The 13,683-nt window shown below is 72.4% G+C and carries 16 protein-coding genes and 1 tRNA gene; 9 read left to right on the top strand and 8 right to left on the bottom strand.

All coding sequences use genetic code 11. The features are described 5' to 3' along the window. The first annotated feature begins 38 nt into the window (after positions 1-38). On the top strand, positions 39-803 hold the full coding sequence (locus SFY69_03800; GenBank protein MDX2131161.1) for an LON peptidase substrate-binding domain-containing protein: 765 nt from the start codon (positions 39-41) through the stop codon (positions 801-803). Positions 804-1,094: 291 nt separating this feature from the next. Here the strand turns inward: SFY69_03800 and tnpA are convergent, their stop codons facing one another. From tnpA to SFY69_03825, 5 genes are all read right to left on the bottom strand, one after another. Continuing rightward, a complete protein-coding gene (gene tnpA / locus SFY69_03805) occupies positions 1,095-1,547 on the bottom strand; it encodes an IS200/IS605 family transposase (GenBank protein MDX2131162.1) in 453 nt (150 codons plus the stop codon). A gap of 300 nt (positions 1,548-1,847) precedes the next feature. Next, the gene (locus SFY69_03810) at positions 1,848-2,564 is read right to left on the bottom strand and encodes a hypothetical protein (protein ID MDX2131163.1); all 717 of its coding nucleotides are present in this window, start codon (positions 2,562-2,564) and stop codon (positions 1,848-1,850) included. Between the two features lie 58 nt (positions 2,565-2,622). Then, complete coding sequence (locus SFY69_03815; protein ID MDX2131164.1) at positions 2,623-3,198, bottom strand: hypothetical protein; 576 nt, start codon at positions 3,196-3,198, stop codon at positions 2,623-2,625. Positions 3,199-3,282: 84 nt separating this feature from the next. Further along, positions 3,283-3,981 carry a lipid-A-disaccharide synthase N-terminal domain-containing protein gene (locus tag SFY69_03820; GenBank protein MDX2131165.1) on the bottom strand — a complete coding sequence of 233 codons (699 nt, stop codon included), beginning with the start codon at positions 3,979-3,981 and terminating at the stop codon, positions 3,283-3,285. Next, positions 3,978-4,766 (bottom strand): glycosyltransferase family 2 protein, encoded by a 789-nt coding sequence (locus tag SFY69_03825; protein MDX2131166.1) that lies wholly within the window; start codon positions 4,764-4,766, stop codon positions 3,978-3,980. The genes SFY69_03820 and SFY69_03825 overlap by 4 nt, the downstream gene beginning before the upstream one ends. A 78-nt stretch (positions 4,767-4,844) precedes the next feature. On the opposite strand from SFY69_03825, the gene SFY69_03830 reads away from it, so the two are divergent. The 4 genes from SFY69_03830 to iscX all read left to right on the top strand — a co-directional run bounded on the left by SFY69_03830 (position 4,845) and on the right by iscX (position 6,111). Then, entirely contained in the window at positions 4,845-5,243 is a 399-nt protein-coding gene (locus SFY69_03830) for a 2Fe-2S iron-sulfur cluster-binding protein (GenBank protein MDX2131167.1), read from the top strand. 63 nt (positions 5,244-5,306) lie between these two features. After that, positions 5,307-5,507, top strand: a complete 201-nt coding sequence (locus tag SFY69_03835; protein MDX2131168.1) for a type II toxin-antitoxin system VapB family antitoxin — start codon at positions 5,307-5,309, stop codon at positions 5,505-5,507. After that, positions 5,507-5,878 (top strand): PIN domain-containing protein, encoded by a 372-nt coding sequence (locus tag SFY69_03840; protein MDX2131169.1) that lies wholly within the window; start codon positions 5,507-5,509, stop codon positions 5,876-5,878. The genes SFY69_03835 and SFY69_03840 overlap by 1 nt, the downstream gene beginning before the upstream one ends. Then, entirely contained in the window at positions 5,803-6,111 is a 309-nt protein-coding gene (gene iscX, locus SFY69_03845; protein ID MDX2131170.1) for a Fe-S cluster assembly protein IscX, read from the top strand. The genes SFY69_03840 and iscX overlap by 76 nt, the downstream gene beginning before the upstream one ends. 36 nt (positions 6,112-6,147) lie before the next feature. Here iscX and SFY69_03850 read toward each other — a convergent pair whose 3' ends face one another. Further along, entirely contained in the window at positions 6,148-6,693 is a 546-nt protein-coding gene (locus SFY69_03850) for a DinB family protein (GenBank protein MDX2131171.1), read from the bottom strand. 57 nt (positions 6,694-6,750) lie between these two features. Here SFY69_03850 and SFY69_03855 point away from each other — a divergent pair, with 57 nt between their 5' ends. Together SFY69_03855 and SFY69_03860 are read left to right on the top strand one after the other, a co-directional pair. Then, positions 6,751-7,461: an RlmE family RNA methyltransferase gene (locus SFY69_03855; GenBank protein ID MDX2131172.1), complete on the top strand. Its 711-nt coding sequence runs from the start codon at positions 6,751-6,753 to the stop codon at positions 7,459-7,461. A 44-nt stretch (positions 7,462-7,505) separates the two neighbouring features. Beyond that, entirely contained in the window at positions 7,506-9,440 is a 1,935-nt protein-coding gene (locus tag SFY69_03860) for a VWA domain-containing protein (GenBank protein ID MDX2131173.1), read from the top strand. A 95-nt stretch (positions 9,441-9,535) separates the two neighbouring features. On the opposite strand, the gene SFY69_03865 is transcribed toward SFY69_03860, so the two are convergent. Next, on the bottom strand, positions 9,536-10,573 hold the full coding sequence (locus SFY69_03865; GenBank protein ID MDX2131174.1) for an SMP-30/gluconolactonase/LRE family protein: 1,038 nt from the start codon (positions 10,571-10,573) through the stop codon (positions 9,536-9,538). A 191-nt stretch (positions 10,574-10,764) separates the two neighbouring features. On the opposite strand from SFY69_03865, the gene SFY69_03870 reads away from it, so the two are divergent. Together SFY69_03870 and SFY69_03875 are read left to right on the top strand one after the other, a co-directional pair. Further along, entirely contained in the window at positions 10,765-11,703 is a 939-nt protein-coding gene (locus SFY69_03870; protein ID MDX2131175.1) for an AAA family ATPase, read from the top strand. Beyond that, positions 11,700-13,535: a hypothetical protein gene (locus SFY69_03875; protein ID MDX2131176.1), complete on the top strand. Its 1,836-nt coding sequence runs from the start codon at positions 11,700-11,702 to the stop codon at positions 13,533-13,535. Before SFY69_03870 ends, SFY69_03875 begins: the two co-directional genes overlap by 4 nt. A 2-nt stretch (positions 13,536-13,537) precedes the next feature. Here SFY69_03875 and SFY69_03880 read toward each other — a convergent pair. Next, positions 13,538-13,618, bottom strand: a tRNA-Cys gene (locus SFY69_03880). Positions 13,619-13,683: the final 65 nt, after the last annotated feature.

The following is a 13,683-nucleotide window of genomic DNA, read 5'->3' on the forward strand; positions in this document are numbered from 1 at the left end:
CTCCCGCCGCTCGAACCCGGGCTTCGTACAATCCCCCGATGTCCGAGGAATCCTCGATCCAAGTGAACTTCGGGCACCCCATGCCCCTGTTCCCGTTGGACCAGGCGACGCTGCTCCCGCAGCAGTTGCTGCCGTTGCACATCTTCGAGCCGCGCTACCGCCAAATGATCGAGCACGCGCTCGACGGGGCGGGGCAGTTCGCGCTCGCGGTGTTCGAGGGCGATCGCTGGAAGCAGGAGTACCACGGGCGGCCGCCGCTGCGTCGGGCGGTGTGCATCGCGCAGATCGTGCAGCACGAGAAGCTGCCCGACGGGCGGTACAACGTGCTGGTGCAGGGCGTCTGCCGCGCCCGCATTCTGCGGGAAGTTCCGGCGGAGGCCGGGCGGCAGTACCGCACCGCGCTGCTCGAGCCCGTCGGGCTCTCGCAGGCCCCGCCCGAGGTGTCGTGGACGGACGACACGTTCGACGACGACACGGATTCCGACGACGCGTCGCCCTCGCTGGCCGAGGCGCGCGGGCGCATCCGCGACATGCTGGCGGAGGGCCCGCTGACGCAGCTCACCCACGCCGCCCCGGTGCTGGAGTACCTGCGCAACGACGAACTGCCGACGAGCGCGGTGCTGGAGGTGGTGTCGTTCACGCTCATCACCGACCCGACGCTGCGCTACGCGTTGCTGGCCGAGGGCGACGCGGACGCGCGGGCCGCGATGATCGTGCGTGAACTGGAGCACCTCGCGGACCTGGTCCGCCGGGCCGCGCTGCAGCACCCGGAAGAGTGGCCCAAGGGGTGCAGTTGGAACTGAGGGTGGGTTCGAGGGGCTCTCGCCGGAAAGCGCCGAGATCGCGAGGCCGAGCGGGTGATCTCGGTGGCACGGGCGGGAACACCTTGGTGTGGTGGCAATCACGCGATTGGTCGAAAACGCCAAGTCGAGCAGAGCGGCTCCGTTCGCTGAAAGCCCCATAGGGGCTTCGGGATGTAGTCACGGGTGAAGCGCAGCCCGGCGACAGCCGGGCGCAGCGCAACCCGTGGAAGTGGATCCGTTTTCTCTCGCCTGCCCCGAAGGGGCAGAGGACTTGCGCGTGAACGCTGTGATTCAGTCAAACACATAGCGCTCGTCGAACTCGATGCCGTGAACGCGGAGTATGCGCAACAACTCGGATTTGAAATCTTCCCTCTTGTGATGCTCTGCCTGGCCCGCGATGTACTTCTTCACGGCTTCTTCCTGCGACTTGCTGACGGAGAAGACGCTGTACCCCATTTGCCACGCGAACTCGGCGAGACTCGGATACGTCTCGTGAACCCACTTCGACGAGCGGGCCTTGACCGTGCGCATCAGGTCCGAGATCGAGGCATCGGGCCGCCACCGGAGGTACATGTGGACGTGGTCTTCGACGCCGCCGATGTCGTAGAGCACGCCCTTCTCAGCCCGGACGATGCCGCCGATGTAGGGATAGAGGCGCTCGGCGACTTCGGCGGTAATCCACGGGGCGCGGCCCTTCGTGGAGAAGACGACGTGGAGCAGGAGTTGGGAGTACGTGCCCGGCATGGAGATTCCTTCGCCCCTCCGGGGCGAGGAGCTTTCCACGGGTTGCGCAGGGCCCAAAGCGGCCCCGCTCCACCCGTGGCTACACCCCAACGCCCCGCTGGGGCGTTGGAAATGACTTTCGCGCATGTCGTGCCCGTGTCCGACCCTACAAGCACTTCCGAAGTAAGTGCGTTCGCCGTGCGTGGGCAACGACTTGCCGGGAGCACCGGACATCACAGGCCGATGGCGGCGGAACGGGCACTTGCACGGGCCGGTGCAGGCGCCCTCGCTCGCGCGTCGGGCTCGTACGCAATCGAGGCGTTAGAACCCCCACTCGTCGCGCACGGCCGCGCGGCGGCGGGGGCGGTCGGTGGGCTGCGGCAGTATCGCGGCCTCGCGTGCGGCGCGTTCGAGCGCCTGGATCAACTTCTCGTGGTCGGGGATGCCTTCGAGGCGTTCGAGCAGGTCGTCGACCCGGTGGTCGGCGGGCCACGCCGGGTCAACCTGCGCGATGGCGGCGTCGCCGAGCGCTTCCTGCGACGCGATGATCCACGCGGGCGTGAACTCGCCGCCGGGCGGCGGATCAACCCGCACGCGGACGACGGCGGGCGCGACCGGCCCGCCCACGCCCACCACGCCCCCCACCGCGACGATCGGGATCTTGCCCTTGTCGGCGTGCCCGGCGCGGATGGCCGGCTCGCGCGCCAGCACCAGCGACGGCACCTTCCGGCGCGCGAGCTGCGCCCGCACGCCCCGCGCGTCCACGCCCACCAGCGGGGGCTCGACCAGGAAGCACCCGGGCGACTCCGCGGCCGGCGCGAGCGGGAGCGCCCGCACCACGCGCACGACACCCGCGTCGACCGCCTGGTGGCGCATCTGGCGGCGTGCTTCTTGCAGGGGGAGGCAGGCGCGGGCGAGTCGTTCGAAGTCGCCCGCGCGGCGCGCACGCAGGAGCGCCCGCTCGCACAGCGCCTCGCACGCGAAGTAGTCGGTCGCGACCAGGGCGCGGCTGGCGCGTTCCATGATCTCGTCGATCACACCGCCCGCACTCCCCGTTCGAGACGTCGCCACGCACAAACCCCCGGGCCTTCGCACATCAGCCGGCGTCGGACGACACGTGGCGCGCGAGCGCCCGCATGAGGTACGCCCAGCGCTCGGCCTGCGCGTCCAGGTCGTAGGCCAGGATGTCCGACACGCCCGACCAGTCCTCGTCGCGCACGGCGTCGCGGAGCAACCGCAGATGCTCGCGGAGGGCGCTCGTCGCGTGCGCGAACGACTCGCCCTCCTCGACGCCTTCGAGACGCAGCGTCGAGACATCCAGCGAGAGCAGCGTCGCGCCGCGATCTACCACCTCGCCCACGGCCTGCCACGTGCCCAGCACGCGCGACAGCGGGTCCATCGCGCGGTCGGTGTCGCCCGACTGGATCAGTTCCGCCGTCGCCTGCTGATCGCCCCGCGCCTGCTCGAGCGCCTCCACCGCGTCCAGCAGCGTCTGGCCGACCAGCCGGCGCGGGTCGGCGGAGGTGAAGGCCAGCACGCCGATCGGGGCGGCGTCTTCGGACGGCGCGCCCAGCGACTCGTCGGACAGGCGTTCGCCGTCGGCCTTGACCTCGATGATCACCCGCCCGGCCGAACGGGCCGTGTCCGCGGCCAGACGGAGAGCGGCCGCCACGGTCGGGCGGGGTACGATGAGCGGAACGCCGTCGAGAAGGACTTGCACGCGGGGAGTGTGCGCCATTTCGCGCCGGAGGCAACTTTAGGAGGCGGAAATATCGGTCGAGACGCCCTCCGCGGATCGCTCGGGGTCGGGTCGGGCGGCGGCGCGACGACGCTTCTTGTGGATGAGCCGCAGGTTCCGCGCGTAGATCACCACGCCCGATGATTGTCCCAGCACGCCGATAAAATCTTGTCGCCACACGAAGTACGTGAAAAGCAGGACCCCGCCGATCAGGCTCATCCACCAGAATACTTCGGGGATGACGCTCGCCTTTTTCCGCTCGCTCACCAGCCACTGCACGAGCATCCGCCCGGTGAAGGCCAACTGCCCGGCGAAGCCCAGCAGCACCCAGACCAACCCCGTCCACGACGTGATGTTGAGCACGCGGAAGAGCGGGCTTTCGGTCCGGGTCGCGGCGCGGAGCGATTCCTCGCCGAACATCGAGGCGAACGCCCGCGCGTCCATGATCGGTGATTCGTAGCCGTTGCGGAGCAGCACGCGGAAGGCCGGGGCGGCGGCGCGGTCGTCGACCTCGACGATGCCCCGCTGCCCGCCGACGCGAAGTTCGATGGCGCGGGTTCCCGGGGCGGGGCGCGGGCCCTTGAGCCCCGAGATGGGCGACCAGATGAGGTACATGCCCAGGCCCATGACCAGGAGCATGAGGGCCCAGGGCTCCCACTTGAGGCGCTTGCGGCGTCTGGGCGGGTCGGACGGTCGCGTGGGGTGTGGATCGGTCATGCCGGAGGCGCGCCCGCGTCGCGGACTTCGACGCACGTCACGGGGCGACGGCGGGAGCGCATCCAGCGTACCGCGAAGAGATCGCGCAGGCCCGGGAGCGCGCGCTGCAGGATGCCAAGCCCGTACTTTGTCTGGCCCGCGACGCGCGGGCGGTGCGTCACGGGCATCTCGACGACCTTCCCGCCCAGGTGCGCGATGGTGACGGGGATGAAGCGGTGCATGCCCCGGAACTCGAGCGGGAGGCGCAGCGCCATGTCGCGCGTCATGACGCGGAGCGAGCAGCCGGTGTCGCGGATCTCGTCGCCCAGGAGCGTGCGGCGGAAGAGGCGCCCGACGATCGACCCGACCTTGCGGACGGCGTTGTCCTTGCGGGCGCGGGAGCGGTCGCCCTGCACGAGATCGGCGCCGGTCTCGCGCAGACGCCGCACGAACGCGGGGATCTCGGCGGGGTCGTTCTGGAGGTCGGCGTCGAGGACGGCGATGAGCGGGGCGCGGCAGGCGCGGAACCCGGCGTGGAACGCCGCGGACTGCCCGTTGCCCTTGCCCGGGGGCGTCCGGGTCATCGCGACGCAGCGGAGAAAGGGGCGTCCCGGCATGAGGGCGAGGATGCGTTCGCGCGTGCGGTCGGTGGAGCCGTCGTCGACGAGGACGATCTCGAAGGGCTCGCCCGCGGCGCGCATGGCGGCTTCGATCTCGCGCACGAGGGGCTCGACGTTGTCCTCTTCGTTGTGCGCGGGCGCGACGACCGACACCGCCGGCGGGGGCAAGACCGAATCCTCGGGCATAGGGGCGAAGAATAGAGGATCCGGTGGGCGTCCGCCCTAGAGTGGGTCGCGGGCGGCTCGACCCGGAAGGAACCCGACATGACGTTCAAGCGACCCGAGGGGGTCAAGGGCCCCCCCACCGTGCCGGTGACGTTCGTGATGGAAGACCCGCTCTCGCTGACCGGCGACGCGGCCCGCGAGCGCACGCTCACCGGCGGCGTCGGCGAGAGCCTGCTCGAACTCGCCCTCGACAACGGGATCAACATCGAGCACGCGTGCGGCGGGGTGTGCGCGTGCTCCACGTGCCACATCTACGTCGAGAAGGGCGAGCAGGCCCTGAGCGAATCGACGGAGGCCGAGGAGGACCGCGTCGAGGAGGCCCCGGGCCTGCAGCGCAACAGCCGCCTGAGCTGCCAGTGCATCATCCGGGCGAACGCGCCGATCGTGGTGCGGGTGCCCGCGTGGAACCGCAACGCGGTGAAGGAAGACCCGCACTAGCGGGCGCCAGACCGGCGCGGGGCGGGCCGGGCCGGTATGCACGGAACATGCATATGCTTATGCATGCGAACGACCCTCAATCTCGACGACGCGATCGTGCGTCAGGCGCAGCAGCTGACCGGCGTGCGAGAGAAGACGTGGCTGGTGCACGAGGGGCTGCGGTTGCTCGTCGCGCGCGAGGCCGCCCGGCGTCTCGCGGCCCTCGGAGGCACCGAGCCGGGCCTTGTCGCCCCGCCCCGCCGACGCACGCGGAAGGCAGGCTGATGCTGATCGACACGTCGGTGTGGATCGATCATTTCGCACGCGGCGTGACCGGCATGGACCAAGCGATCGCGTCCGAAACCATCGTCATGCACGAGGACGTGCTCGGCGAGCTGGCGCTGGGGAACTTCGCTCATCGCGCCCGCGTGCTATCGCTCCTGCGCGCCCTCCCCCTGATCCCGCGCGTCTCCCACGAGGAAATCCTCGAACTCGTGGAGCGCCACGAGCTCTGGGGGAAGGGGCTGGGCGTGGTGGACGCGCACATTTTGGGCGCGTGCCTGGTCGCGCACGAGACGTTGTGGACGCGCGACCGGACGCTGAGCGCCGCCGCGTCGGCCGTCGGCGTACGACTTCACGCTGGAGGTGCATCCTGACCACCGACGATTCACTGCACTGGCTCGACGTCGAAGACCTCGGCGAAGCGCTGGCCGCGGCGCACCCGCGGCGCGACCCGCTCGCGGTGCGCTTCACGGAACTCAAGGACCTCGTGCGCGCGCTGCCGAACTTCCGCGAGCAGCCTGGGCACCCGGTGAACGAGCGGATCCTCGAAGAAATCCAGCGCCACTGGATCGAGACGCGCGCCGGGCGCCCCCGCGACGACGACTGACCGGCGGCGTGACCCGCGCGCCCGTCCCGATTCTGTTCAGGCCAGCGGCATGCCCAGCGCGCGGCGCTTCTCGAGCAGGAAGCGTTCGTGGTGGCGAACGTGGTCGATGTAGACCTGGATGAACTCGGCGAGTGACACCTTGCCGCGCTGGTTGTGGATGCCGCAGCGGGCGAAGTCGGCGGGCGCGACCGTCCGCAGCCAGCGTGCGGTGAAACGCCGGTGCAGGTCGAAGAGTGCGACGACCTCGGCGATGTCGGCCCGGTCGTACGCCAGGCGCTGCACGCACAGCGTCTCGTCGTACGCGATGAGCAGCGGCAGGTCCTCGGCGACGATCCGCCGGAAGCGGTGCGTTGCGGCCAGGTCGCTCTCCAAAGTGTGCACGACCAGTTCCTGCACGCTCCACGTGCCCGGCACGGGGTGCGACAGCAGGTGCTCGCGCGAGAGCCCCCGCACCCACGCGGCGGGGGTCGACGCGTCGGCCTCGTACGCGGTGATGAGCGCGGGGAGCGCGCCGGGTTCCGGCTGCTGCGCGGGGTTCGGGGTGTGCGCGGGGTTCGGGGTGTGCGCGGGGGCGTGGGTCATGGCGCCAGCGTAGCGGGCGGGAGCGGCCAGATCGCGTCCGCCCGTACGCTCCGGGCGATGCCCCAGCCGCGAAAACTGCACGACCGATACTTCAAGCAGGCGAAGGAGGAGGGGTACGTCGCGCGCTCGGCGTACAAGCTGCTGGAGATCAACGAGAAGCGCCGGCTCGTGCGCGCGGGCGACCGCGTGCTGGACCTGGGCAGCGCCCCCGGCTCGTGGCTGCAGGTCCTCGACGAACGCCTGGGCCCGCGCGGGCGGATCACGGGCATCGACCTGCAGGAGGTTGACGCCCCGCGCAGCGAGCGCGTCCGCGTGCTGCGGGGGGACGCGTTCCTGACCTCGCCCGAGGTACTGCTGGGCGCCTGGGGCGAGCCGGACCCGCCGCGGTTCGACGTCGTGCTGAGCGACATGGCACCCAACACGACCGGGCACGGCGATGATTTCCTCTCCGCCCGACTGTGCGAACGCGTGCTCGACCTGTGCGCGGGCGTGCTGCGCCCCGGGGGCAATCTCATCATGAAGATCCTGGAGGGCGAGCCGACGCCGGGCGTCATCGCACGCACGAAGCGGCTGTTCATCCAGGCGGGGACGACCAAGCCCGCGGCGAGCCGCGATCTGTCTCGCGAGATCTTCATCTGGGGCACGGGCTACGTGGGCGAGCGGGGGAACGCCGGGCCGGCCAGCGCCACAGGGGCCCGAGAAGAGCGGGGTGCGGGTGATGGGGCGGGCCGCGACGGCGGCGGCGCTCGAGGGCGGCCTCGTCGATAAGGAGCGGCGATCACCCGGGGGCGGCTCGCTTCTACGCTCTGCGTGTGATTCTGCTGGCCCCCACCGCCGCGCTGATCGGCGCGCTGCTGACGATCCCCCCGCTGGTCGCGCTGTACCTGCTGAAGATGCGCCGCCGCCCGGTGCGGGTCTCGGTGGTATCGCTGTGGCCCGCGGCGGGGCGCGACGCGCAGGCGAACGTCCCGCTGGCCATGATCCGCCCCAGTTGGCTGCTCTTCCTGCACGCCCTCATCCTCGTGCTGCTGCTGCTGGCGGTAGGGCGGCCCGCGCTCCGCTCGGGCGGGGGTTTCTCCGGCGATCGGATCTACTTCCTGATCGACGTCTCGGCATCCATGGGCGCGCGCGACGAGCCCGGCGGCGTCACGCGCCTGGAGCGCGCGATCGACCGCGCGGCACGCGCGGGCGACGACCTGCTGCGGGGCGGCGGGCGACGCGTGGGCGTCATCGAGGTCGGGGCGACGGCGCGCATCGTCGAGAACCCGACGAACTCGCGTGCCGCGCTGCGCGACGCCTTGGCGCGCCTCGCGCCCCGCGACGAGCCGGGCGACCTGGGCGAGGCCGTCTCGCTCATCCGCGCGCTCAGCGCGGGCGAGGAAGAAGCCCCTTCGCCCCCGACGATCGCGCTGTTCAGCGACGGGGCGTTCCGCCAGCACGGCCCGGAGACCGCGGTGCCCGCGGGCCTGCGGTTCGAGCGCGTGGGCCCGGCGGGCCCGGCGGCGCCCAACGCCGGGATCGTGGCGCTGGCCGCCCGGCGCGACGTGCTGGACCCGGGCACGCTGCGCGTCTTCCTCGACGTGCTGCACACGCCGACCGACGGCTCGACGGTGCCGATCGCGATCGCGCTCGACGGGCGCGTGCTCGAACGGCGCGTGCTCGACATCCCGCGCGCGACCGACCCCGCCCGCGTCGCGACGTCCTTCAGCCTGCCCAACATCGGGGGCGGCGTGCTCACCGCGACCATCTCGCGCGACGACGCGCTCGCGAGCGACAATCTCGCGGCCCTGGACATCCTGCCCGCGGTGCGCCCGGCGGTGTGGGTCGTGTCGCCCGAGGGCGGCGCGGGCCGCGCACCCGGGGGCAGCCTGCTGCTGCGCGAGACGCTGGCCGAACTGCGCCTGCGGTCGGTCACGGACCTGACGGCGGAGGCGTACGAGGCGCGCGTCGCGAACGACGGGTTCGAGCGCGTGGACCTCATCGTGTTTGATCGCGTGACGCCCCGAGGCATGCCGCGCCGGCCGACCCTGAGCTTCGCCGGCGGGCCCGAGATCGAGGGCGTCGCGCGCTCGGACGCACCGGCGGGCGCGTCGGGCGTCGTGCTGTGGGAACGCGAGCACCCGGCCCTGCGGTACGTGTCGCTGGACGGCGTGACGCTCTCGGACGCGGGCGTGCTGGAGGCCGACGAATCGGCCGAGGGCGTCCGCGTGCTGGCCCGCGGCGCGCGCGGGGCGCTCATCGTCGAGGCGGAGCGCGCGGGCGTGCGCCACCTGCTGGTGTCGTTCGACCTCTCGCGCAGCAACTGGCCCCTGCTCCCCGGGTTCCCGGTCTTTCTGGCTTCGGGCGTCGACTACCTCGCGATGGCGGGCCAGGCCTCGGTGGGGCGGAGCGCGCGCACCGGCGAGAGCGTGACCGTCCGCGGGCCGGGCGACGAGGTCGTGTACCGCGGGCCCGTGGAGGTGCGCGCGGCGGCCCGCCCGGGCAGCGAGACCCGCGCCGGGCCCTTCACGCGCGCGGGGGTGTACGTCGGGCCGCCACGCATGGAGCCCCGCGTCGTGTGCGTGAACGTCTTCGACGAGCTGGAGAGCTCCATCGCGAGCCCGGCGACGCTGGAGATCGGCGGGCGCACGGCGACAACGGCCGCCGGCGCACGCGAGGTGCGCGAACTGTGGGCGTGGTTCGTCGCGGGGGCCCTCGCGCTGCTCGCGGTTGAGTGGTTCGTCTACGCGCGCAGCGTGCGGTCGTGATCGGCGGCGCGCGACCTTTTGTACGAGCCCGAGGCGCGAGCGTGAGTCCGGCCTTTAGTCCGGGGCCCGGCCATCGCTCGCGGATGTGATTGTGTTCAGCGAGGCGCGCCGGCGTGGGCGGTGTTGACGCGATAGACGCTGCGTCCCGCGGTGATGAGCAGCGTGCGCCCGTCCGAGCCGCCGAAGGCGAGGTTGCTGGCGTTGGGCACGGTGAGCGACGTGATCTTGGCGCCGTCGGGCGAGAGGACGATGATGCCCAGCGGGCCGGTGGTGTAGACATTGCCGTTGACGTCGCAGCGCAGGCCGTCGGCGCGTCCGCGGCTTTCGATGCCGAGCGTCGTGAGGTCGGCGAAGAGCCGCTTGTTGCCGAGCGTGCCGTCGGGCGCGACGTCGTAGACCATGACCTTGTTGTTGCCGAAGTCGTTGACGTAGAGGCGTGACTCGTCGGGCGAGAAGCACAGGCCGTTGGGCAGCGCGCCGAAGCGGTCGAGCAGCGTGAGCGTGCCGTCGGGCGTAACGCGGTAGACGCCGTTGAAATCCAGTTCGAGCGCGGGCTTGGGGGTGAAGAACGTCGGATCGGTGAAGTAGACGGAGCCGTCGCGCTTCACGACGAGGTCGTTGGTGGCGTTGAGGCGTTTGCCCTCGAACGACGCCGCGAGCACGGTGGGCTGGCCCGGCGTGCCGTCGACGATGGGCACGCGCGTGATGCGTCGGTCCTGGGTCTCGGCAAAGACCACGCTCGTGCCGTCGCCCACGGCGGCGCCGATGGCGAGCCCGGCGGGCGTGCGCCAGGGCGTGGGCTTGCCCTCGCCCGTCCAGCGGTAGACGACGCCGCCGTCGGCGGGCGAGCGATCGCAGAAGATGAAGTAGCCGGGCGTGCCCGCGGGCGCGGGGGCCGACTTTGCGTCTGGCTGTGCGTTTGGCTTCTCGTCTGGCGCTGCGGCCGCGGGCGTCCCGGGGATCCAGCACGGGCCTTCGGTGAAGGTGTACCCGTCGCCGACGAGCGTGACCTCGCCGTGGAAGATCGTCGCGAGCGCGGGGCTCGTCGCCGGGGGCTCGGGGGTTTCGGTCGCGGGCGGGGCCGCTCGCATCGCGCCGAGGGCGCACACGAGCATGACGGGGAGGTGGAACATCGGTGGTCGCTCCGGTCGTGCGCGGCGGAGCGCACGCGATACCATACCGCCGCGCCGGAGAGGCCGGCGCTGCGATGAGCCAGGACGCGACCACGACCGACGACCCGTCCGCACGCCGCCCGCCGAGCGAGGCGGAGCTTCGTGAACGCGCGGAGCGGCTGCGGCGCGACTACGAGGGCGTTCGGGCGCAGATGGCGCGGGTGATCGTCGGGCAGGAAGAGATCATCACCGGCGTGCTGACGTGCCTGTTTGTGGGCGGGCACGTGCTGCTGGAGGGCGTGCCGGGGATCGGCAAGACGCTGCTCGTGCGGACGCTGGCCCGCGCGGTGCGGCTCACGTTCTCGCGCATCCAGTTCACGCCCGACCTGATGCCGGCGGACGTGACGGGCACGACGGTGGTGCGCGAGGTGGACACCGACGACGGGCGGCGCGAGCGCCGGTTCGTGTTCCAGCAGGGGCCGGTCTTCGCGAACGTGCTGCTGGCCGACGAGATCAACCGCGCGACGCCCAAGACGCAGTCGGCGCTGCTGGAGGCGATGCAGGAGCGGAGCGTGACGGCGGGCGGGGTGACGCACCCGCTGCCGGCGCCGTTCCTGGTGCTCGCGACGCAGAACCCCATCGAGCAGGAGGGCACGTACCCGCTGCCCGAGGCGCAGCTCGACCGGTTCTTCTTCAAACTGCTGGTGCGCCCACCCAGCCGGAGCGAACTGGGCGAGATCCTGTCTCGCACCACGGGGGCGGACGAGTCGGGCGTCGAGCCGGTCTTGGATGCAACCGCCGCGGCGAGGCACGCGGACCTCATCCGGCGGGTGCCGGCGGCGGCGCACGTGCAGGACTACGCGGTGCGCCTGGTGCTGGGCACGCACCCGGAGGCGGGCGCGCCGCCGATGGTGCAGAAGTACGTGCGCCTGGGGGCCAGCCCGCGCGCGGCGCAGGCGCTGATGCTCGCGGGCAAGTGCCGCGCACTCTTGCAAGGACGCTGGTCGGTGTCGACCGACGACATCCGGGCGCACGCCCTGGGGGCGCTGCGCCACCGGATCCTGATGAACTTCGAGAGTCACGCAGAGGGCGTGACCCCGGACGCGCTGATCGAGAACCTGCTGGCCACCTTGCCTCTGGAGGCGCCGTGACGAGGTCGGACGTTCGCACACGCAGCGGGTCGGAGCGGCGCGGGCTCGTCGGCGCGGGCGCGGGGCTGGCGGCCCTGCTGGGTGTGCTGGCGGCGTGCGCGGGCAAGGCCGACCGGCCGGCGGCGCCCTCGCCCCGGGCGAGCGACCTGGCCCAGGCGATGCGCCCGCCCCTGCGGATCGACGCGATCGTGGGGCGCACGCTCGTGCTCCCGCTGGGCGAGGCGGACCCGGGCGAGCGATTGGCCGTGTCGATCGAGGGCGGCGGCGGGCTGCCCGCGCGCCTGGTGCGCCTGTACGGCGAGTTGCCCCTGATGGGCCCGGGATCGGCCGCGCCCGACCCGTGGCTGGGTTCGCCCGGCGAGTGGCAGACGATCGAGGCCGACCCGCGCGAGCCGGCCCCGCGCTCCGGCACGTGGTGCGCGGTGATCGACATCCCGTCGGACCCCGTGGGGGCGGTGCTGATGGTGAACGGCGAGGCGGTGCGCTGCAACTACCTGCCCCCGCCATCGGCGATCCAGTTCGCGGGCATGCTCGCCGGCGCCGACCCCTGGCGCCCGACCCGCCCGCCGGGCATGCCGATGGACCTGCTCACGTCGCCCCGATTCTCGCCCGCCATGCGCTCGCCCCTGGACCGCTGGCGCTGGCGCCTCCTCCGCGACGGCCTGCGCCCCGACGCCCCCGAGATCGAGCCCTTCGACGACGAAGTGGTCGAGCGCGTCGCGCGCCGGCAGGAGGACCTCTGGCGCGTCGCGCTCGCGCGCCTCTACGCGGCCGACGCGGGGCTCACCGACCGCCTGAAACGCCGCCTCGCGGGGGCGATGGAGTTCGGCGGGGCCTGGGCGCCGGTCTGGGAGACCGACGCCACGGCGCTCGAGCAACTGCTGTCGGACCTGCTCGACCCCAGCCTGCCGGGCGAGCGGCGGGTGGACTTGGTGACGCGATTCCTGGACGAGCGCGAGGCCGGCGTCGCGTGGGTGATCGACGACGGGGGCACGCTCGACGAGTCCCGTTCCATGCTGCTGGCGGATATCGGGGTGGCGAACCTGCTCGACCGGGCCACGCTTTCGTGGGTGGCGCCGCCGGGCTCGCCCGAGACGCCCGACCTGCTGCCCGTCCCGGCCGGCGGAGTACGGCGGACGGTGGCGCCGGCGGGGATGGGCCCCGCGGGCTCGCCGAACGTCCGCGCGCTGAGCGTGCACCTGGGCAAGTGGTCGCGCGAGGTCGCGGTGCTCGCGACCCCCGCGCCGGTCTCGCCCCCCGGGCTGACGGCCTCGCCGTTCGTCGCCGACTGGTCGCTGGACGCCTGGCGCAGCGGGACGGCCCGGCCTCTTGCCGACGGGTGGGAGACCGCCGCGCTCCTGCACCGCCCGAGCGGCCCGGAAGACGAGGCGGTGCCGGGCGCGATCCGGTCTCGTCGGTGGGAGTTGTACGTCGAGTGCAAACTGGTGCCGGGAATCGGAGACCCGTCGCGCGAGCAGGTGACGATCTACGCCGGCCCGCTCGGCCGCCCCACGGCGATCGTGCAGGTCGGCATCGGCGGGACGCAGGAGTTCCTGCCCGTGCCGGGCCTTCCGCCGGAGGCGGCGGAGATCGCCCCCCCGCCCACGACCGCGCGCGTGACGCGCACGCAAGACCGCTGGACGTTCCGCATCAACCTGCCCCCGGGGTCGGTCGAGCGCGACGGGCTGCTGCGCCTGGGCATCGTGCGACGCGACGCGCTGTCGCGGCGGAGCGCGTGGCCCCGGCCGATGCTGCCCTGGGACGTCGAGCCCGCGCGCCTCTGCGTCGACACGCGGGCCTGGGACGGGCTTCCGGCGTCGCAGAGCCCGTGAAGAGGCCGGGGTGGGATTCGAACCCACGAAGCTTGCGCAGCGGATTTGCAATCCGCTCCATTTGTCCACTCTGGCACCCGGCCCGGATGTCAGGGAGGGAAGCGTACGCACGCGCGGTTGCGAAGGCGGGAGTAGGATCGTGCCGATG

It is taken from the genome of Planctomycetota bacterium (genome assembly GCA_033763975.1).
Taxonomy (GTDB): Bacteria; Planctomycetota; Phycisphaerae; order Phycisphaerales; family UBA1924; genus RI-211.